Annotated in this window: 21 protein-coding genes and 1 tRNA gene; 14 read left to right on the top strand and 8 right to left on the bottom strand. The window is 64.8% G+C overall.

Translation table 11 applies throughout. The features are described 5' to 3' along the window. The first annotated feature begins 106 nt into the window (after positions 1-106). The 7 genes from ihfA (at position 107) to ACO07D_RS15575 (ending at position 4,957) form a co-directional block, all read left to right on the top strand. Positions 107-406 (top strand): integration host factor subunit alpha, encoded by a 300-nt coding sequence (gene ihfA / locus ACO07D_RS15605; protein ID WP_421703866.1) that lies wholly within the window; start codon positions 107-109, stop codon positions 404-406. Positions 407-485: 79 nt separating this feature from the next. Next, a complete protein-coding gene (locus tag ACO07D_RS15600; RefSeq protein WP_421703865.1) occupies positions 486-2,132 on the top strand; it encodes a MerR family transcriptional regulator in 1,647 nt (548 codons plus the stop codon). Between the two features lie 70 nt (positions 2,133-2,202). Next, positions 2,203-2,279, top strand: a tRNA-Pro gene (locus tag ACO07D_RS15595). A 58-nt stretch (positions 2,280-2,337) separates the two neighbouring features. Continuing rightward, positions 2,338-3,426, top strand: a complete 1,089-nt coding sequence (locus ACO07D_RS15590; RefSeq protein ID WP_421703864.1) for a 2'-deoxycytidine 5'-triphosphate deaminase — start codon at positions 2,338-2,340, stop codon at positions 3,424-3,426. Between the two features lie 93 nt (positions 3,427-3,519). Beyond that, positions 3,520-3,855 (top strand): hypothetical protein, encoded by a 336-nt coding sequence (locus tag ACO07D_RS15585; RefSeq protein WP_421703863.1) that lies wholly within the window; start codon positions 3,520-3,522, stop codon positions 3,853-3,855. 101 nt (positions 3,856-3,956) lie between these two features. After that, on the top strand, positions 3,957-4,427 hold the full coding sequence (locus ACO07D_RS15580) for a c-type cytochrome (protein ID WP_421703862.1): 471 nt from the start codon (positions 3,957-3,959) through the stop codon (positions 4,425-4,427). A gap of 59 nt (positions 4,428-4,486) precedes the next feature. Then, positions 4,487-4,957 (top strand): DUF411 domain-containing protein, encoded by a 471-nt coding sequence (locus tag ACO07D_RS15575; RefSeq protein WP_421703861.1) that lies wholly within the window; start codon positions 4,487-4,489, stop codon positions 4,955-4,957. Positions 4,958-4,996: 39 nt separating this feature from the next. Here the strand turns inward: ACO07D_RS15575 and ACO07D_RS15570 are convergent, their stop codons facing one another. The 6 genes from ACO07D_RS15570 to argS all read right to left on the bottom strand — a co-directional run bounded on the left by ACO07D_RS15570 (position 4,997) and on the right by argS (position 10,950). Continuing rightward, entirely contained in the window at positions 4,997-5,206 is a 210-nt protein-coding gene (locus ACO07D_RS15570) for a hypothetical protein (protein ID WP_421703860.1), read from the bottom strand. Between the two features lie 281 nt (positions 5,207-5,487). After that, positions 5,488-6,150, bottom strand: coding sequence for an SMC-Scp complex subunit ScpB (gene scpB / locus ACO07D_RS15565; RefSeq protein ID WP_421703859.1), 663 nt, complete (start codon positions 6,148-6,150; stop codon positions 5,488-5,490). Beyond that, positions 6,147-6,941 carry a segregation and condensation protein A gene (locus ACO07D_RS15560; RefSeq protein ID WP_421703858.1) on the bottom strand — a complete coding sequence of 265 codons (795 nt, stop codon included), beginning with the start codon at positions 6,939-6,941 and terminating at the stop codon, positions 6,147-6,149. Before ACO07D_RS15560 ends, scpB begins: the two co-directional genes overlap by 4 nt. Positions 6,942-7,050: 109 nt before the next feature. Continuing rightward, positions 7,051-8,058: a glycoside hydrolase family 3 N-terminal domain-containing protein gene (locus ACO07D_RS15555; protein ID WP_421703857.1), complete on the bottom strand. Its 1,008-nt coding sequence runs from the start codon at positions 8,056-8,058 to the stop codon at positions 7,051-7,053. A 1-nt stretch (position 8,059) separates the two neighbouring features. Beyond that, positions 8,060-9,145, bottom strand: a complete 1,086-nt coding sequence (locus tag ACO07D_RS15550; RefSeq protein ID WP_421703856.1) for an SPOR domain-containing protein — start codon at positions 9,143-9,145, stop codon at positions 8,060-8,062. A gap of 89 nt (positions 9,146-9,234) precedes the next feature. Beyond that, positions 9,235-10,950 carry an arginine--tRNA ligase gene (gene argS / locus ACO07D_RS15545; RefSeq protein ID WP_421703855.1) on the bottom strand — a complete coding sequence of 572 codons (1,716 nt, stop codon included), beginning with the start codon at positions 10,948-10,950 and terminating at the stop codon, positions 9,235-9,237. 198 nt (positions 10,951-11,148) lie between these two features. Between argS and ACO07D_RS15540 the strand changes: the two genes are divergently transcribed. Beyond that, on the top strand, positions 11,149-11,355 hold the full coding sequence (locus ACO07D_RS15540) for a hypothetical protein (protein WP_421703854.1): 207 nt from the start codon (positions 11,149-11,151) through the stop codon (positions 11,353-11,355). 61 nt (positions 11,356-11,416) lie between these two features. On the opposite strand, the gene ACO07D_RS15535 is transcribed toward ACO07D_RS15540, so the two are convergent. Further along, positions 11,417-12,562 carry a deoxyguanosinetriphosphate triphosphohydrolase gene (locus tag ACO07D_RS15535; protein ID WP_421703853.1) on the bottom strand — a complete coding sequence of 382 codons (1,146 nt, stop codon included), beginning with the start codon at positions 12,560-12,562 and terminating at the stop codon, positions 11,417-11,419. 83 nt (positions 12,563-12,645) lie between these two features. Here ACO07D_RS15535 and ACO07D_RS15530 point away from each other — a divergent pair, with 83 nt between their 5' ends. The 6 genes from ACO07D_RS15530 to ACO07D_RS15505 are packed head-to-tail and all read left to right on the top strand — an operon-like array spanning position 12,646 to position 17,832. After that, positions 12,646-12,969 carry a HesB/IscA family protein gene (locus tag ACO07D_RS15530; RefSeq protein ID WP_421705047.1) on the top strand — a complete coding sequence of 108 codons (324 nt, stop codon included), beginning with the start codon at positions 12,646-12,648 and terminating at the stop codon, positions 12,967-12,969. Positions 12,970-13,008: 39 nt separating this feature from the next. Then, positions 13,009-14,187, top strand: a complete 1,179-nt coding sequence (locus tag ACO07D_RS15525; RefSeq protein ID WP_421703852.1) for an NAD(P)/FAD-dependent oxidoreductase — start codon at positions 13,009-13,011, stop codon at positions 14,185-14,187. Positions 14,188-14,245: 58 nt separating this feature from the next. Further along, positions 14,246-15,025, top strand: a complete 780-nt coding sequence (gene xth, locus ACO07D_RS15520) for an exodeoxyribonuclease III (protein WP_421703851.1) — start codon at positions 14,246-14,248, stop codon at positions 15,023-15,025. A gap of 9 nt (positions 15,026-15,034) precedes the next feature. Continuing rightward, positions 15,035-15,970, top strand: a complete 936-nt coding sequence (locus ACO07D_RS15515) for a nucleoside hydrolase (protein WP_421703850.1) — start codon at positions 15,035-15,037, stop codon at positions 15,968-15,970. Further along, positions 15,967-16,413, top strand: a complete 447-nt coding sequence (locus ACO07D_RS15510) for a GNAT family N-acetyltransferase (RefSeq protein ID WP_421703849.1) — start codon at positions 15,967-15,969, stop codon at positions 16,411-16,413. Before ACO07D_RS15515 ends, ACO07D_RS15510 begins: the two co-directional genes overlap by 4 nt. 9 nt (positions 16,414-16,422) lie before the next feature. Next, positions 16,423-17,832: a protein adenylyltransferase SelO gene (locus ACO07D_RS15505; RefSeq protein WP_421703848.1), complete on the top strand. Its 1,410-nt coding sequence runs from the start codon at positions 16,423-16,425 to the stop codon at positions 17,830-17,832. 80 nt (positions 17,833-17,912) lie between these two features. Here the strand turns inward: ACO07D_RS15505 and ACO07D_RS15500 are convergent, their stop codons facing one another. Continuing rightward, positions 17,913-18,554, bottom strand: a complete 642-nt coding sequence (locus ACO07D_RS15500) for a hypothetical protein (protein ID WP_421703847.1) — start codon at positions 18,552-18,554, stop codon at positions 17,913-17,915. Between the last annotated feature and the right edge of the window lie 64 nt (positions 18,555-18,618).

The following is an 18,618-nucleotide window of genomic DNA, read 5'->3' as shown; positions in this document are numbered from 1 at the left end:
TCAATCCGCGCATGAACCGGGTTTCCCAACCCGTTGATATTGACTCGGAAAACCGATCCCCGCATTCTTCCCTGCAACAAGCCAACAGGGATTTCCGGGGGATAGAATGACCAAAACATTGACACGCATGGATCTGAGCGAAGCCGTTTTCCGCGAAGTCGGCCTGTCGCGCAACGAAAGCGCACAGCTGGTCGAAAGCGTGCTGAACCACATGTCCGATGCGCTGGCGAATGGCCAAAGCGTCAAGATCAGCTCCTTCGGCACTTTCTCGGTGCGTGACAAGGCCGCCCGCGTGGGCCGCAACCCCAAGACCGGCCAGGAAGTACCGATCCTGCCGCGCCGGGTTCTGACCTTCCGTCCTTCGCACCTGATGAAGGACCGCGTAGCGGACGGCAACAAGGGCTGATGCGGCCCCGGGGGCCCGCCTGGCGCGCCCCAAACGCATCACGTGAAGAACGAGCAGCACCAACGATACGGTCAAGACCATGGACAAGAAGTCTCCTGACGCCTTTCGAACCATCAGCGAGGTGGCGGAATGGCTAGGCGTGCCCACCCATGTTCTGCGCTTCTGGGAAAGTCGTTTTGCCCAGGTGAAACCGGTGAAACGTGCCGGTGGGCGGCGCTACTACCGCCCGGCGGACATGGAGCTGTTGGGCGGCATTCGCAAGCTTCTGCATGATGACGGCATGACCATTCGCGGGGTGCAGAAATTGCTGCGCGAAGAAGGTGTGAAACATGTCGCCGCGATGTCGCCCGCGCTGGATGACTCCTCCATGATCGACGTGACCCCGTCGAATGTGGTCGAACTGCGTAGCCAGCCCGCCGCAGCGACCACGCCGCCCGCGTCGGCGAAGACGACAGTCGTCGAAGAGGCGGTTGAGGTGGCGGTCGATGATCCCGCTCCTGTCCCAGCCGAACCTGCCGCTGACCCGAAAGACCCAATCCCGGTTCCCCCGGCTCCAGCAAAGCCAATCTCGGCGCCGCCTACCGCGTCCGAACCGGTTTCGGAACCTGTCACAGAACCGCCGCTGACCACCTGGCCCGAGCCGACGCCTGAACCGGAGGTGCCCCCTCTGGCTCGTCCTGCCGCGCAGGCTAACCCTGAGGCCCAACCTGCCCCGATGACCGATGCGGAGCCGGAAGTCGCCACCGGTGGCGATGCCCTCATGCCGCCTGCCACGGACACACCGTCCGCGTCCCCGATGCAGACCGGGTTCGACTTTGGCGAGTCCGCCGCCACCGACGACCTGGCCCAGGAGGATGTGGTGGAAAGCCCCGAGGCGGTGGAGTTCCACGCCCATGGCGCAGATTTCACCCCGCCCCCCGTTGAAGAGGCGCAGTCAGTTGACCAGTTCGAAGATCCCTCGGAGCTGCCGCGCCTGGGGGCACAGGACCTGCCGCTGGCCACCGGCGACCTGGGCAAGGCTGATGCAGCCCCCGCCGCCGATCCCGTTCCGGCCGAGATCACCGTCCCGCCAAGCGAAGACCCGGCCACGGCACCCTCACGTGTTGCTGTCGACGTGGCCATAGAAGTCGCGGTGGAGCTTGATCCCCCCGCAGGCATCCTGGAAGGGGTGACCGCGACAGAAGCCGCCGGGCCACCGGAGACCGAAATCGAATCAGAACAGGTGCCGACGGCTGACGAAGGGCTCCCGGCCTCGGAACCGGCCCTCGACCCTGCGCAAGCGCTCCCCGAGGAAACGCTGGGCGCCGCGGTCGAAGAGGCGGAGGAACCGTCGACTGCAGAGAGCACCATCGAAGCCGCGCCCATCGAACCGGAGGTCGAGCCGCCGGTCGAGCCATTGCCTCCCGCCGAAGACCCGGCCACGGTTGCCGAAGACATGGCCGATGCGTCTGCGGACGCGTCGCCTGCCCCGGAACCTGAGCCCGTCTTGGAGGATCCGGTTCCAGAGACGACTTCCGCCCCGGCACCGATGGATATCTCGCATATTCCCAACGACCCCGAGGAAGACGACATCTCGCCCGCTGGCCCCTCGCTGGCCGCGCGCATGCGTCGTCTGACCGCCCGCACACCGCAGGGATCCCCCGCCCAGATGCGCGCGCTCGGCGACCGGTTGCAGGAGCTTTCGGGCCGTATGAAACGCGATGCGCCCCGCCGCGGCATGCAATAGGCGAAAAGGTGAAATTCATGCGTTTTGCCGCTTGCCCTGCCCGCGAAAAACGCTATGAAGAGCCTCACGTCGGGCTATGGCGCAGCCTGGTAGCGCGTCCGTCTGGGGGACGGAAGGTCGCAGGTTCGAGTCCTGCTAGCCCGACCAACAAAACCGCCCGCCGGGTTTTCCGGCGGGTGTTTTTGTATCTGGAGGAGAGAGCAAGATGAACAGCGCCATCAAGATCGGCGTGCTGGCCGATCACCAGATCCGCCAGATGATTACCGAAGGCGCGATTGCCGCCTCTTCCCCGATTCTGAACGAACAGATTCAACCTGCGAGCCTCGATCTGCGCCTGGGCGACAAGGCTTACCGCGTGCGCGCATCGTTCCTGCCCGGCAAGGGCTCGACCGTGACCGAACGGCTGGACGAGCTGACCATGCACGAGATTACCCTCACGGGCGGCGCTGTGCTGGAAAAGGGCTGCGTTTACGTGGTGCCGCTGATGGAACGGTTGCGCCTGCCCGAAGGCATGACGGCAGCGGCTTCGGCCAAGAGCTCCATCGGTCGCGTCGACCTGATGACCCGTGTGATCACCGACAATGGCATCGAGTTCGACCGGGTACAGGAGGGCTATGACGGGCCCTTGTATGCCGAGATCTGCCCGCAGAGCTTTTCCGTGGTGGCCCAGCCCGGGCAGCTCTTGAACCAGGTGATCTTCCGCCAGGGCAAGACCATCCTGACCGACGCCGAATTGCACGAGGTGCACGCGCGCAGCCCCATCGTTTCCGGCGATCCGGTGATCTCTGACGGTCTGGGATTCTCGGTCGATCTGCGCCCCGAAACCGGCGACCTGGTCGGCTATCGTGCCAAGCGCCACACCGGCGTCGTCGACCTGTCCAAACTGGCCCATTACGACCCGGCGGAGTACTGGGAAGAGGTGCGCACGAGCGACGGGCGCATCATCCTCGACCCCGGCGCCTTCTACATCCTCGTCTCGCGCGAGGCGATCGCCATCCCGCCCGACTGCGCCGCCGAAATGGCGCCCTATCTGGCCATGGTCGGCGAATTCCGCGTACATTACGCGGGCTTCTTCGACCCGGGCTTCGGCTATGACGCCGCCGGAGGCGCGGGCTCGCGCGGGGTGCTGGAAGTGCGCTGCCACGAGGCGCCTTTCGTGCTGGAACACGGCCAGGTCGTCGGCCGCCTGGTCTATGAACGCATGAGCGACGTGCCCGAGGCGCTTTATGGTCAGGACATCAAGTCGAACTACCAGGGCCAAGGGCTGAAACTGTCCAAACACTTCCGTATGTAGCGGCGGGCACTCGCCGCGCTTGACGGATGTCATTGACCCGGGTGGCTAGCATGCACATCTTTGTCGAAACGACCGACCCGCCTGGAGTGCGCCTTGATCCGTCTGACCACCCCCTTGGCTCTTGCCCTGCGCAGCCTGTTGGCTGCCTTGGCCCTGTGCCTTGTGCTGGTCGACCAGGCTCCGGCAGCCCCCGGCGGCCACTGCGCCGGTCCGGACTGCGAGATGGCGGGGCATTCCATGCCCGCACAGGCGGACAAGCCCTGCCCCTGTGAGATGGTCGGGGGATGCAGCCTTGCCGGCGTCGGCTTGCCCGCCGCGCTTGCGGATTTCCAACCCGGGCCATTGCCCCTGGTTCATCCGGACCAGGACATCGTCCTTGCAAATGGCCCCGGCGGCCTTGATCCACCACCCCCACGCCCCCCTGTCTGACCCATCCACCGCGCCTCCGGCGCAGGACATTCAGACAGGAGAAACCTCATGAAAATCAATAAATTGGAGACCTTCCCACGACGAACTAGGGAGGATATGCCATGAACCGCGCCCTGTTCACAGGGGCGGGTATAGCTGGCGTGGTCCTTGTCGGCGCCACCTTCTGGCCCCGCCAAGACGGCACCACGGACCTGCCCGACGCCGAGACCTTGGCCCTTGGCGCCGCGCTTTATGCCGAGACCTGCGCAAGCTGCCACGGCACCGAGCTGGAAGGCCAACCCAACTGGCGCCAGCCCGGTCCGGACGGCATCCTGTCCGCCCCACCGCATGACGCGACCGGCCACACCTGGCACCACGGGGACGATCTGCTCTTCGCCTATACGAAGTACGGCGGCGCAGAGACGCTCGCCGCGCGCGGTGTCAACGGCTTTGCCAGCGGCATACCCGGATTCGGAGATCAGCTGACGGATGGTCAGATAAGCGCCGTGCTCAGCTTCATCAAATCCACCTGGCCCGAAGACATCCGTTCCCAGCAGGCCGAACGCACACGTATGGAGCGCGCCGGTTCATGACGCGCCCAACCCACATCGACACAGGGGGCTGCGCGCCCCACACCCCGAAAGGACATGACATGATCAACCCGACCCGCCGCCAGATGTTGGCCGCCTTCGCCGCACTCGGCGCAACCGCCACCCTACCCGCCCGCGCGAGCAGCGCGCCCTTTATCGAGGTCACCAAGGACCCAAGCTGCGGCTGCTGCGGTGCTTGGGTGGAAATCCTGGGGCGCGAAGGCTTCGTGACCGAAACCGCCGAGGCCTCCTGGCAGGCACTGTCACAGCTGAAACGCGACAGCGGCATTTCCGAAGACATGGCCTCCTGCCACACCGCACGGATCGAAGGTTACGTGATCGAGGGCCACGTGCCGCCCGCCGACATCCGCCGCCTATTGCAGGAACGCCCCGACGCCATCGGCCTGGCCGTGCCCGGCATGCCCTGGGGCAGCCCCGGAATGGGTCCGGAAAGCGAACGCGAGGCTTATACGGTGTTCCTGATCGGCGGGGACGGGCAGGTTACGCCCTTCACCCACTACGACGCGGCTTAAGACCTGCGGACCACGGGGGAAATCTCCCGTGGTCTTTCCTCAGCGCATGCGCCGCGCCATGCGCGCCGCCCGCTTGGCTTTGCGCGCGGTCTCCTTGGCGGCCTGAGCACGCTTTCGTTCTTCGGGCGTCATCTCGTCTCGGCTGCGCCCGCCGCCCGCGGCCATGTCGATGCCCTTGTCGACACCCTTGTTGATCACCCGCCGCATGACACGGCGCAGAATCATGTTGATGATCTGATTGAGGTTCATGACACCTCTCCTCGCACTGCTCTGGATCTGGTTATAGCACGAAATGGGCATTTTGTGGGCGGGGTCCAGACCTGCCCCGTTGCGGGCAATTCTTTTGAAAAAGAATTCGGGGCGCTGGTGGCCTCGCTGCGCTCGGCATGGGGGCCTTTCCGTCAACGGCCTGACGGCCTATTTCAGGCAAGATGAAAGGGCGACATGGAGTAACCTGCGCGCGCAGCGCGCCATCGCCGCGCCACCGAAAATTATTTAATAATTTTGGTTAGTTGCGAGGCATCCCAGGATCAATCCTCGAACAGTTCCGACTGGCCCTCGGTGGCCTCGTCCTCTTCCTCGTCGCTCTCGGGCCCGGGCATCAGCCCTGGCGGTGGGCGACTTTCGAGCAGCCCGGCCGAGCGCAGCTCCTTCAGCCCCGGCAGGTCGCGCGCGCTTTCCAAGCCGAAGTGATCCAGGAAATCGGGCGTCACCACAAAGGTCACCGGGCGGCCCGGGGTCATGCGACGGCGGCCGAAGCGGATCCACTCCATCTCGATCAACTGGTCGATGGTGCCGCGTGAGACGGACACGCCGCGAATTTCTTCAATCTCCGCCCGCGTCACCGGCTGGTGATAGGCGATGATGGCGAGCGTCTCGATCGCCGCACGGCTAAGCTTGCGCGTCTCGACCGTTTCCTTCTGCATCAGATAGCCCAGGTCGGAGGCCGTGCGCATGGCCCAGGCGTCGCCCACCCGCACCAGGTTCACGCCGCGCCCCTCATAGCGCTTGCGCAGGTGCACCAGCGCCTCGGCGGGGTCGGACCCATGGGGCATGCGCGCCTCCATGTCGGACACACTGACCGGCTCGGCCGAGGCAAACAGGATCGCCTCCACCATACGCTCCTGCTCGCCCATTGGCGGGGCTTCGAACAGGCTTTCTTCCTGTTCCATTTCCAGATCCGTCTCGCTCATTCGGGTTTCCTGCGGATTTCAATGGGGGCGAAGGTCTCGCCCTGCCGGATTTCGATCGCGCCCGCCTTGACCAGTTCCAGCGAGGCGGCAAAGCTCGCCGCCGTGGCCGAGCGGCGCTTTTTCGGGTCCATTTCCCAGCCCTCGGGCAGGTAGGAGGTCAGGTCGGTCCAGTCGCCCGCATAACCGATCAGCCCGCGCATGCGTTCCAACGCCTGTTCCATGGTCAAGATCGCCTCGCGGTCCATGACGAAGGGGCGGAACTCGTCCTTGGTGCGGATACGCGCATAGCCCTGCATCAGGTCCAGAAGCGTCGCAGTATAGGTGACGCGACGCACGCGGGTGACGTCCTCCGGGATGCCACGGGCGAAGAAATCGCGCCCCAGCTGGTCGCGCGCCATCAGCTTGGCCGCTGAATCCCGCATCGCCTGTAGGCGCTCAAGCTGGAAGGCCAGGTGAGCGGCCAGTTCCTCACCCGAGGGCCCCTCTTCCGTGGGATCCGGGGGCAGCAACAGACGGGATTTCAGGAAGGCCAGCCAGGCCGCCATGACAAGGTAGTCAGCCGCCAGTTCCAGCCGAAGCTTGCGGGCGCGTTCGACGAATTGCAAATATTGCTCGGCCAGCTGCAGCACCGAGATCTTGCGCAGGTCAACCTTCTGGGTGCGCGAGAGCGTCAGAAGCAGGTCGAGCGGCCCCTCGAACCCGTCCACATCGACGATCAGCGCCTCGGCCGCCATGCGCTCCGATACGCTCATGACATCCGGTTCAAATGCGTCCAGTTGTTCTTCTGCCATTCAATGCCCGATCACCCGTGCATCCCGCCCAAAACTGCTGTTCGGGGTGTGCGGAACGCAGGAAACCCTCTTTTCGGTGCTATGCCCCGCCTCATCGCCGTATCGGCTGTCAGGCGGAACCCCCTGTCATCAGGCTCTGAAATTCGGCTTCCAGCGCGGCAATGTCAATGGGGTCGGGCTCTCGCCGCCAAGTCAGGGCCTTGTCAGCGCGCTCCAAGGCCGCCCCTTCGAGCCAGCCGGAGACGTCGGTGACTTCGGCCATCTGCTCCAACTCGCCATTGCAATGCAGCACCAGATCGCAGCCCGCACGCAGGGCGGACCGGGCGCGCAGGGACAGGGGACCATCCAGCGCCTGCATCGAGATATCGTCGGTCATCAGGCAGCCGGTAAAGCCGATCTGGGTGCGGATCACCTCATGCACCGCTGGAGAGACAGTGGCGCACTGGTCCCGGTCGATCGCATCAAAGACCACATGGGCGGTCATGCCAAGCGGCAGCCAATTCAGGGGTTCGAACGCCATGAAATCCGACCATTTCAACTCCCGCGCCGGGGTCTTGACGCGCGGCAGGTCCAGATGACTGTCGGTCACGGCGCGGCCATGGCCCGGAATGTGCTTCAGAACCGGCAGCACGCCGCCATCAACCAGGCCCTGAGCCACGGAACCGGCGATCTCGGCCACCTTAATCACATCCTCGCCATAGCAGCGGTTGCGCAGGACCGGGTGAGTGTCCGGGTTGGCGATATCCGCCAGCGGGGCGCAGTTGCCGTCGATCCCGACCGCACGCAGTTCCTCGGCAATGAGGCGATAGCGCAGATACATTGACCGGACAGCATGACGTTTGTTCTGAGCCACCTGATCCAGCGCAGGCAGCCATTCGCGCCAATAGGGCGCGCCCATGCGCGCCACGCGCCCGCCCTCCTGGTCGATGAAGATCGGCACATTGCGCCCGACCGCACCGCGCAGCTCGGCGGTCAGCGCCTTCAACTGGTCGGGATCGGCCACGTTGCGGGCAAAGAGGATGAAGCCCCAGGGCTGCACCCGTTCGAAGAAATCCCGCTCCTCGCGCGAAAGCTCCAGCCCTGCGCAGCCCAGGATATAGGCGCCGATACGCGACATGTTACCGGGTCACCACCGGGATGCAGGCGGCTTTTTCGGCCATCAGAGCCGAGCAGAAGCGGCGCGCATCCGACAGGTCGGCAAAGCCATGGGCCCGCAGGCGATAGAAGGTCTTGCCGCCCGATTGCGCCTCTTCGATGACGCGGGTCTTGCCGCCCATGTAATCGTCGAAGCGGCTTGCCAGTTTCGTCCATTCCGAACGCGCGACCTCGGGGCTGTCGAAGGCGCCCAGTTGCACCAAGCGCGTGCCCACGGGCAGGTTGGTCGGGTCGATCTCGTTCACCTCGGGCGCCGCAACCGCGGCAGTGGCCGGGCTGGCATCGGCGCGAGCCGAGACGGACACGGAGGCCGCGATGGCCAGTTCGGCCGGGCGGCGGAGCGGGCGCGGCGAACGTTTCACGCCGGGCACGTCGGCGGCGATGCGGTCGCTCTGGGTTTCAGGTTCCGGCGTCCGTGTAACCTCGGGGGCTACGGCGACGGCTTCGGTCGGCGCAGGCACGGTTTCAGATTCGGGCGCGGCTTCGCTCAGCGGTTCGACGCCTTCTGACACCGCATCCGCCAGGGCCAGGGCAGCAGCCACGGGATCGTCGACCTCCAGCGCGGCCAGCACGGCCAGGTCGCTGGCCTCGGCCAGGGCTTCGGGAGCGGTTTCCGGCGCGGGCATGGGGGCGGCAGCAACCGCAGCGGCGGCGGTTGGATCAGCAGGGCTGTCTTCGGCGGCAAGCTCGGTGGGTTGCGGGGCAAGCGTCAGCGTGTCGGCAGGGCGCGCGGCGCCCCCTTCGGCGGCCACGGCGTTGACCGCCAGCCCCTGATGTTCGGCCGACATTCCGCCGGGATCTTCGGGTTGGACCCGCATCGGGCCTTCCAGCGCGCGCACCACCGGCACACCGGTCACGTCGCGCATCGCCAGTTCATAGCCCCAGACACCGACACCGACCAGAAGCCCCAAGGACAGCGCCGCGCCCGCAAGCGAGGTGAGCGAGACGCCCCCTTGCCCTGCGGTCGTACCTGCATCCTGATGATACATCTGCTCGCCCGGGTGCATCTCACCCGGCTGCATCTGCGCGTTCCAATCGACCTGTGCCATGCCTGCCTCACATCCGGCGCTGGATGCATGCATCCCGCCGGTTCACTGCTTTGCCTCTGCTCTTCCCCGAGGCCGCAGCGCTTGTTTGGTCAGCGCATTTCTTCGGCCGGGGTTACGCCAAGAATACCAAGACCGGCGGAAATGACAACGGCAACGGCACGCGGCAGCGCGATTTTCGCCGCTGTTGCAACAGGATCACCCTCTTGCACGAACTTCAGCTCGGGCTGATCCTTGCCCTTGTGGTAGAGGCCGTGGAATTCCGACGCCAGGTCGTAGAGGTAGAAGGCAACGCGATGCGGCTCATGCGTGCGCGCAGCAATCTCGACCAGACGCGGCCATTCAGCCAGCTTCTTGGCCACCGAAAACTCAGCGTCATCCGCCAACACAGGCGTGTCGGTCAGCGCGATGTCACCGGCCTTGCGCAGCGCAGATTTCACCCGCGCGTGGGCGTATTGCACGTAGTAGACCGGGTTGTCGCGGCTTTGCTCCAGCACCTTGTCGAAGTCGAAATCCAGCGTGGCGTCATTCTTGCGCGTCAGCATGTGGAAGCGGGTCACATCCGACCCCACCTGTTCGACCACATCGCGCAGGGTGACGAAGTTGCCAGCCCGCTTGGACATTTTGAAGGGCTCGCCGTTCTTGAACAGCTTCACCAGCTGGGTCAGCTTGATGTCCAGCGGCGTCTTGCCGTCGGACAGCGCGGACACCGCCGCCTTCATGCGTTTGACATAGCCGCCGTGGTCGGCGCCGAAAATGTCGATCAGCGCATCAAAGCCGCGTTCCACCTTGTCGAAGTGATAGGCAATGTCCGGCGCGAAATAGGTCCAGGCGCCGTCCGATTTCTTGACGGGCCGATCCACGTCATCGCCATGTTCGGTGGATTTGAACAGGGTCTGCTCGCGCGGTTCCCAATCCTCGGGTTTCTTGCCCTTGGGCGGCTCCAGCACGCCTTCATAGATCAGCCCCTTGGCGTCCAGCGCTTCCAGGGCGGCCTCGATCCGGCCAGTGCCATAGAGCGACTTTTCGCTGAAGAACACGTCCATCTTCACGCCCAGCATGGCCAGATCCTCGCGGATCAGGTCCATCATCGCCGCCGTGGCGAATTCGCGGATCTCGACCAGCCATGTGTCCTCGCCCTTGCCGACATAGGCGTCGCCGACCTTGGCCTTCAGCGCCTCGCCCACCGGGACCAGGTAGTCGCCCGGATAGGTGCCTTCGGGGAATTCCACCGCCTCGCCATGGGCTTCGAGATACCGCAGGTAGACCGAGCGCGCCAGCACGTCGACCTGGGCGCCACCGTCGTTGATGTAGTATTCGCGGGTGACCTCGTGGCCTGCGTATTCCAACAGGCTCGCCAGAGCGTCGCCGAAGACTGCACCGCGAGTGTGACCCACATGCAGCGGGCCGGTCGGGTTGGCCGAGACATATTCGACATTGACCTTTTGCCCCTGCCCCATGGTCGAGCGGCCATAGCCCTCGTTGGTCAACACGGACGTGACAAGGCCGGTCCAGACCGACGGGTCCAGCGACAGGTTCAGAAAGCCCGGTCCCGCAACCTCGGCCCGGGTGATGCGCGCGTCCGCCGCCAGCTTGCCCGCCAGGGCCTCGGCAATGTCGCGCGGCTTCATCTTGGCCGGTTTCGCCAGCACCATGGCCGCATTGGTGGCCATGTCGCCATGGGCCGCATCGCGCGGCGGCTCAACCGCCACATTGTCCAGGCTCAGCCCCTCGGGCAGCACGCCCTCGGCAGCCATTTCGGCCAGGCTGTCCAGCACCAGCGCGCGAATATCGGTAAACAGGTTCATCTCGGGCATCCTCAATCGTTGCGCGCGGGTTTATCACGGGGGGCCGAGAGGTCAACGCCCGCGCGCTATCTGTTGCAATTCCGCCGCGCCTTCCAGAGGTCGGATTTGTACATTTGACTTGCTGCAGTGCAGCTCATAGCGTGCGCATCGCACCTCTTGCGAGGTTTCGAAGCACATGAAAAGCCAAGGATTGCTAAAATGAAGAAATTCGCCGCCGCGGCCCTGATCGCCGCCACCGCTGCCACCGCCGCCAACGCCGGCGCTCTGGTTGACCCGATCGTCGAGCCCGCTGTCATCGTCGAAGAGGCCGCTTCGTCCTCCTCCGCTGGCATCCTGATCCCGGTCCTGCTGATCCTGTTCCTGGGCGTGGCTCTGGCGAGTGGCGACAGCACGCCGTCGGTCTGATCGAACCGATCTGGTTGAAGCGATAGGCTCCGCGATGCGCCCGCATCGCGGAGCTTTCTTTTCAGCGCCCGTCCACCAGCCGCTTGTGTGTGTCCAGTGCAAACCGGTCGGTCATACCCGCGATATAGTCTGCCACCAACCGCGCCAGCGCCGTATCATCCCCCCGCGCCCGCTCCAGGTCGGTGTGCCAGTCGGCGGGCAGCAGTTCCGGCTGGGCCAGGAACAGCGGAAACAGCTCCTCGACCACCGCCGTCACCCGCTTGCGCATCTCGACCACCGAAGGCGCACGATACATGCGGGTGAAGAGGAACTTGCGGATCACCTTCAGATCCGTCCACAGCCCGTCCGAGAACCGAATGACCGGCCGCCCCAGCGCGCGGATATCCTCGACCGAGCCCGGGTTGGCCTCCTGGAGCAGGCGCTTGGAGGTCACCAGCACGTCCGACACCATCACACCAAACACCCGGCGCAGCGCCTCATGTCGGCGCCGTTTCGCATCTAGCCCGGGGTATTTGGCGTCAACCTCGGCAAAGGCATCCCCAATGATCGGCAACGCACAGATGTCTTCCACCGTGAACAGCCCGGCCCGCAGCCCGTCATCCAGGTCGTGGTTGTTATAGGCGATATCGTCCGCCAGTGCGGCCACCTGCGCCTCGGCGCCTGCGTGGCTGTCCAGTTCCAGCGAATGGCGCGCGTCATACTCGGCCAGGGCGTAGGGCAGATCCCCCGCCACCGGCCCGTTGTGTTTGGCAATGCCTTCAAGGGTTTCCCAGGACAGGTTCAACCCGTCCCATTCCGCATAATGGCGCTCCAGCGATGTCACGATCTTCAACGCCTGGGCGTTGTGATCAAAGCCGCCATAGGGGGCCATCAGCGCGTCCAGAGCGTCCTCGCCGGTATGGCCAAAGGGCGTGTGCCCCAGGTCATGCGCCAGCGCCACGGCCTCGGTCAGGTGCGAGTTCAGCCCCAGAGCGCCGGAGATCGTGCGCGCCACCTGCGCCACCTCGATCGAATGGGTCAACCGGGTGCGGAAATAATCACCCTCATGTTCGACAAAGACCTGCGTCTTATGCTTCAGCCGCCGAAACGCGCTGGAGTGAATGATCCGGTCGCGATCCCGTTGAAAGGGTTCACGAAAGGCGCTTTCGTCTTCGCCATACAGCCGCCCGCGCGTGCGCGTCGGATCACTGGCATACGTGGCAAGCATCTCTGCCTCATCTTGCTGACCTGTCCCAGCCCCCCTATATTCGGTTTTGCGAACAGAGCAAACAACTTGGACCCGACATGGAACTGACCCTGCCCCCCAAAGTCACCCCCCGCGCCTTCGAGCGCCTGGCCGAGATCGGCGCAGCTGACCAGGGCAAGGCCCTGCGCGTGGCCGTCGAAGGCGGCGGCTGTTCCGGGTTTCAATACGATATCGCACTGGATGATCCGGCCGAAGGTGACCTGGTGCTGGAAGGCGCGGGCGAAAAGGTGGTGGTGGACGAGGTCTCGCTGCCGTTCCTGGCCAATGCGGTCATCGACTTCTCCGAAGAGCTGATCGGCGCGCGTTTCGTGATCGACAACCCGAATGCCAGCGCCTCCTGCGGCTGCGGCACGTCCTTCTCGATCTGACCTCTTGCCCCCGGGCGCAATCTGATCCAGACCCACCCCATGGAAACCTGGGACACGATCATCATTGGCGCAGGCGCTGCGGGGCTGTTCTGTGCGGGGCAAGCCGCACAGACCGGCAAACGCACCCTGCTGATCGATCACGCCAAGCGCCCGGGTGAAAAGATCCGCATCGCCGGTGGCGGGCGCTGCAACTTCACCAACATGCATGCGGAACCGGGCAACTTCATCGGCCAGAACCCGCATTTCCACAAATCGGCACTCGCGCGCTATACCCAATGGGACTTCATCGCGCTGGTCGATGCCTATGGCATTGCCTGGCATGAAAAGACCCTGGGGCAGCTCTTCTGCGACCAGAAGGCCACACAGATCGTCGATATGTTGTTGACAGAGCTGGAAAAAACCGGCGCCGAGCTACGGCTGAACACCTCTGTGTCCGACATTTCTCATGGCCCCGACGGCTTTCGCCTGAGCCTGCCCACGGGCCCCGTTCAGGCCCGCAACCTGGTTATGGCCACGGGCGGCAAATCCATCCCCAAGATGGGCGCCACCGGCTTTGCCTACGACCTGGCACGCCAATTCGGGCATGAGATCACCGAAACCCGCCCGGCCCTGGTCCCCTTGACCTTCCCGGAGGCACGGTTTGCCCCGCTAGCCGGAGTCTCGGCCCCTGCGCGCGTCTCGAACGACCGCACCAGTTTCGACGAGGCGCTGCTGTTTACCCATCGCGGGTTATCCGGCCCCTCGATCCTGCAAATCTCCAGCTACTGGCGCGAGGGGGAGGCGATCCGGGTGAACCTTGACCCGGAGGCCACTCTGTTCGACACCCTGCGCAGCCAACGCCAGAGCGAGGGGCGGCGCAACCTGACCACGGAACTGGCCCGCCACCTGCCCGCCCGGCTGGTCGACTTCCTGGCGCCGGAGCTGGGCCTGACCGGCAACCTCGCCGACCAGTCCGACGCCCGCCTGCGTGAAATCGTGGATGCGCTCAGCGCGTGGGAGCTGACCCCGAACGGGTCCGAAGGCTACCGCACCGCCGAAGTCACCCTGGGCGGTGTCGATACCGATGGGCTCGACAGCAAGACGATGATGTCGAAACACCTGCCCGGGCTCTATTTCATTGGCGAATGTGTCGATGTCACCGGTTGGCTTGGCGGTTTCAACTTCCAATGGGCCTGGAGCAGCGCCCACGCGGCCGCCCGCCATATCGCCGCAAGCTGACTTGTGCCCGCCGCCATTTGCCCCTTACATGGGCGCAAATAAAACGCGGGGAGGCATCATGAAAATCGCCAGTTTCAACATCAACGGCATCAAGGCACGCCTGCCCGCCCTGACCGCCTGGCTGGAAGAGGCCAAGCCCGACGTCGCCATCCTGCAGGAGATCAAGTCGGTCGACGAGACCTTCCCGCGCGAACACTTCGAGGACATGGGGTACAGCGTTGAAACCCATGGGCAAAAGAGCTTCAACGGCGTCGCGCTCTTGTCGAAATACCCGCTCGAGGACGTGATGCGGGGCCTGCCCGGCGACGAGGAAGACGAACAGGCGCGCTATATCGAGGCCACCGTGGTGGGCGATCAGGCGGTGCGTATTTGCGGCCTCTACCTGCCCAATGGCAACCCGGTACCAGGGCCGAAATATGACTATAAGCTCGCCTGGATGGAGAGATTAAGAGAGCGCGCCAAAGAATTGCTTTTGCAGGAAGAAATCTTCTTCATGGCGGGCGATTACAACATCATTCCGCAGTCCGAAGATGCCGCCCGCCCGCAGGACTGGACCGAGGACGCGCTCTTTCGCATGGACAGCCGCGACGCCTATCGCCGCATCGTGAACCTGGGCCTGACCGACGCCTTCCGCGCCCGCAACCAGGCCGCCGAACAATACACGTTCTGGGATTTCCAACGGGGCTCCTGGCAGCGCAATGACGGCATTCGCATCGACCATTTCCTGCTGTCGCCGCAATGTGCGGACCTGCTGACCGATGTGGGCATCGACAAGGAGGTGCGCGGGCGCGAGAAGCCCTCGGATCACGTGCCGATCTGGATTGAACTCACCGCATAAAGGCATGACATGACACGAAAAATCATCATCGACACGGATCCTGGGCAGGACGATGCGGTGGCCATCCTGCTGGCCCTGGCCTCGCCGGAGCTCGACGTCCTGGGCATTACCGCCGTGGCCGGCAATGTGCCGCTGCCCCTAACTCAAAAGAACGCGCGTATCGTCTGCGAACTGGCGGGCAAACCCGAGGTCAAGGTCTTCGCCGGTTGCGACGCGCCCTTGGAACGCCCGCTGGTCACCGCCGAATATGTGCATGGCAAGACCGGGCTGGATGGGCCCGAATTGCCGGATCCGACCATGCCCTTGCAGGAGCAACATGCGGTCGATTTCATTATCGACACGCTGCGCGCAGAGGAGCCGGGCACGGTCACACTCTGCCCGCTGGGGCCGCTGACCAACATCGCCACCGCCTTCCAACGCGCGCCCGATATCGTCGACCGCGTCGCGCAGATCGTGCTGATGGGCGGCGCTTATTTCGAGGTGGGCAATGTCACCCCGGCGGCCGAATTCAACATCTATGTCGATCCGCAAGCCGCTGATATCGTGTTCAAATCCGGCTGTGATATCGTGGTCATGCCACTGGATGTCACCCACAAGGCCCTGGTCACCAAGCCGCGCAACGACGCCTTCCGCGCCTTGGGCACCAAGGTAGGCGTGGCGGTGGCCGAGATGACCGATTTCTTCGAGCGGTTCGACCGCGAGAAATACGGATCGGAAGGCGCCCCGCTGCATGACCCTTGTGTCACTGCCTACCTGCTGAGACCCGAGCTGTTCTCCGGCCGCCGAGTAAACGTCGAGGTCGAAACGCAGTCCGAGCTGACCATGGGCATGACCGTCGCCGACTGGTGGGGCGTGACCGACCGGGCACCCAATGCGCTGTTCATCGGCGATCTGGACGCGGATGGATTCTTTACCCTGCTGACGGAAAGGTTGGCCCGACTATGAGCGCGCTTCGACTGGCCTCCACCGACGATCTCGACCGGCTGGTCAGCCTCGTCGAACGCTATCACACCCACGAAGGGATCGCGCAGGATGACGAGACCCGGCGTGCGGCGCTCTATCCGCTGCTCGAAGGCTCCCCGCATGGGGCGATCTGGCTGATCGGCCCGCGATCCGCTCCGGTGGGCTATATCGCCGTCACTTTCGGCTGGTCGATCGAGCTGGGCGGCCTGGACGCCATCGTTAACGAGTTCTTCATCCGCGACAAGGTGCGCGGGCGCGGCATGGGGTCCGAGGCCTTGGCCGCCCTGGCCCGTGCGCTCGCCGATCAAGGGGTGCGCGCTTTGCATCTGGAGGTCGCCACGGAGAATGACGCGGCCAAGCGGCTCTACGGGCGTTTGGGCTTTGCCTCGCGCGATCGTTACCACCTGATGACGCGCGTGCTGTAAGCTTTCTCCATGCGCTTTGACAATTCATATGCCCGCCTGCCCGCGCGGATGTATACCCGTCTGAACCCGGAGCCGGTGTCGGATCCGCAGATCATCGCGGTGAACGCGCCGCTGGCGGCTGAGCTGGGCATCGACCCCGCCCAGCTGACCGCCGAGGTGCTGGCGGGCAATGCCCTGCCCGAGGGCGCCGAGCCTCTGGCCCAGGCCTATGCCGGGCATCAGTTCGGCGGCTGGGTGCCGCAGCTGGGCGACGGGCGCGCGATCCTTCTGGGCGAAGTGGTGGGTGAACACGGGCGGCGCGATATTCAGCTCAAGGGCTCCGGCCGCACGCCCTATTCCCGCCAAGGTGACGGGCGCGCCTGGCTGGGCCCGGTGCTGCGCGAATACATCCTGTCCGAAGCCATGCATGCGCTTGGCGTGCCGACCACGCGGGCGCTGGCCGTGGCCACGACCGGTGAGAGGGTGCAGCGCGAACAGGGCTTTCCGGGTGCGGTGTTGACCCGCGTGGCATCGAGCCACATCCGCGTCGGCACCTTTCAGTATTTCGCCGCCCGCAGCGACACCGAGGCCTTGCAAGCGCTGACCGACCACGTGATCGCGCGCCACTACCCGAATGCCGACGGCCCGATGGACATGCTGCGCGGCGTGGTTCAGGCGCAGGCCAGGCTGGTGGCGCAATGGATGAGCCTGGGCTTCATCCACGGGGTGATGAACACCGACAACACGGCACTGTCGGGCGAGACCATCGACTACGGCCCCTGCGCCTTCATGGATGGCTACCACCCCTCGACCGTGTTCAGCTCGATCGACCAATACGGGCGCTATGCCTATCAGAACCAGCCCAATATCGCCGCCTGGAACCTGGCGCAGCTGGCCACCGCGCTCCTGCCGCTGATGGCGGACCGCGAGGCCGCCATTGAGGAGGCGACCGAGGTGGTGAATGGGTTCGTGGAGCCCTTCCAGGCCGAGTGGATGCGGCTCTTCCGCGCCAAGATCGGGCTCGCCCGCGAAGAAGAGGGCGACGAGACGCTGATCACCGGGCTGCTGGGGCGCATGGCGACCTCGAACAGCGATTTCACCAACACGTTCCGCGCGCTCACCCGCGAGGATGCCAGCGCCCACATAACCGATCCGGGCGCCTGGGACAGCTGGTTGCCCGACTGGCAGGCACGGCTGGCGCGTGAACCGGGGGAGGCGGTCGATCACCAGGCGACGATGCGCGCGGCGAACCCGGTGCTGATCCCGCGCAACCACCGGGTGGAACAGGCGATCCAGGCCGGATTGACCGGCGATTTCGCCCCGTTCCACCGACTAAATGCCGCGCTGGCCGCGCCCCACGTGGACAATCCGGATTACACCGACCTGACCCACCCGCCCGAAGACCACGAGCGCGTCACCCGCACCTTCTGCGGCACCTGACCCGATAGCGGATATGCGGGAGGGCACCGCCCCGACGCGCCCCGCGAAGGGCACCTTGGTGCCTGCCAAGGGGCGCCCCCCTACTCTTTCGGCGCCTTGCGGAACATGGCACCGTTGCGGCGCACGAACTCGGCGATCATTCCCGAAAGCCCCCAACGCTCCTGCCCCTTCAGATAGGCAAATCCGGCCAGCGCGCCAATCGCCGCGCCGATTGTGTCAACGATCAGGTCGCCCATCGTATCCACCAACCCGCTTTTCTGCATGTTCATGCCGAAGACCGTGTCCATCGCGAACTCGAACACCTCCCACAGCGCGCCGATGGCCAGCGCGAAGGAGAAAGCGATGACCGAGATCGCCCAGGCGGGCGCCGCGTATTTGTCCCCCTCGAACAGGGTCAGAGCAAAGACCACACCCATCAGGCCGAAACCCATGGCGCTGGCGCCGTGCATGACCACGTCCCACCATCCGAAGCGTTCGTAGAAATCGAAGGCCTCGCCCAGGAACAGCGTGCCGAAGGTAAAGAGCACAATCCAGGCATAGAACCCAACCGGGATGCGGATGTGCAGACGGTCGGCAACAAAGGCGGGCACCACCGAGGCCACAAGCGTGCCCAGGGCGATGAACATCAGCGACCATTCGCCCTGGTAAAGCGCAAACCCGGCCGAGGCCAGAAGCACCGTCCAGACCGCATAGACCACGTAGCTTTGTCCATAAAAGACCATGGCAGATATGTAATCTGCGCGAGGCGGCGGTTCAATCTCTGCCCCCGCGCGCCTATATTGGGAT

The sequence above is a fragment of the Aliiroseovarius sp. genome, assembly GCF_965228805.1.
GTDB lineage: Bacteria > Pseudomonadota > Alphaproteobacteria > Rhodobacterales > Rhodobacteraceae > JASBTN01.
The sequence above is the reverse complement of the archived record's forward strand: the minus strand, read 5'-3'. Positions and strand labels throughout refer to the sequence as shown.

Bases quoted from the DNA above. Each gene is read 5' to 3' on its own strand.
- ACO07D_RS15555 (WP_421703857.1), bottom strand. From the start codon at position 8,058: ATGTCGCGTATCGGCGCCTATATCCTGGGCTGCGCAGGGCTGGAGCTT.
- ACO07D_RS15550 (WP_421703856.1), bottom strand. From the start codon at position 9,145: ATGGCACAGGTCGATTGGAACGCGCAGATGCAGCCGGGTGAGATGCAC.
- ACO07D_RS15500 (WP_421703847.1), bottom strand. From the start codon at position 18,554: ATGGTCTTTTATGGACAAAGCTACGTGGTCTATGCGGTCTGGACGGTG.
- ACO07D_RS15560 (WP_421703858.1), bottom strand. From the start codon at position 6,941: ATGGCAGAAGAACAACTGGACGCATTTGAACCGGATGTCATGAGCGTA.
- ACO07D_RS15570 (WP_421703860.1), bottom strand. From the start codon at position 5,206: ATGAACCTCAATCAGATCATCAACATGATTCTGCGCCGTGTCATGCGG.
- scpB (WP_421703859.1), bottom strand. From the start codon at position 6,150: ATGAGCGAGACGGATCTGGAAATGGAACAGGAAGAAAGCCTGTTCGAA.
- ACO07D_RS15590 (WP_421703864.1), top strand. From the start codon at position 2,338: ATGAACAGCGCCATCAAGATCGGCGTGCTGGCCGATCACCAGATCCGC.
- ACO07D_RS15510 (WP_421703849.1), top strand. From the start codon at position 15,967: ATGAGCGCGCTTCGACTGGCCTCCACCGACGATCTCGACCGGCTGGTC.
- ACO07D_RS15580 (WP_421703862.1), top strand. From the start codon at position 3,957: ATGAACCGCGCCCTGTTCACAGGGGCGGGTATAGCTGGCGTGGTCCTT.
- ACO07D_RS15515 (WP_421703850.1), top strand. From the start codon at position 15,035: ATGACACGAAAAATCATCATCGACACGGATCCTGGGCAGGACGATGCG.
- ACO07D_RS15525 (WP_421703852.1), top strand. From the start codon at position 13,009: ATGGAAACCTGGGACACGATCATCATTGGCGCAGGCGCTGCGGGGCTG.
- argS (WP_421703855.1), bottom strand. From the start codon at position 10,950: ATGAACCTGTTTACCGATATTCGCGCGCTGGTGCTGGACAGCCTGGCC.
- ACO07D_RS15505 (WP_421703848.1), top strand. From the start codon at position 16,423: ATGCGCTTTGACAATTCATATGCCCGCCTGCCCGCGCGGATGTATACC.
- ihfA (WP_421703866.1), top strand. From the start codon at position 107: ATGACCAAAACATTGACACGCATGGATCTGAGCGAAGCCGTTTTCCGC.
- ACO07D_RS15575 (WP_421703861.1), top strand. From the start codon at position 4,487: ATGATCAACCCGACCCGCCGCCAGATGTTGGCCGCCTTCGCCGCACTC.
- xth (WP_421703851.1), top strand. From the start codon at position 14,246: ATGAAAATCGCCAGTTTCAACATCAACGGCATCAAGGCACGCCTGCCC.
- ACO07D_RS15535 (WP_421703853.1), bottom strand. From the start codon at position 12,562: ATGCTTGCCACGTATGCCAGTGATCCGACGCGCACGCGCGGGCGGCTG.
- ACO07D_RS15600 (WP_421703865.1), top strand. From the start codon at position 486: ATGGACAAGAAGTCTCCTGACGCCTTTCGAACCATCAGCGAGGTGGCG.
- ACO07D_RS15540 (WP_421703854.1), top strand. From the start codon at position 11,149: ATGAAGAAATTCGCCGCCGCGGCCCTGATCGCCGCCACCGCTGCCACC.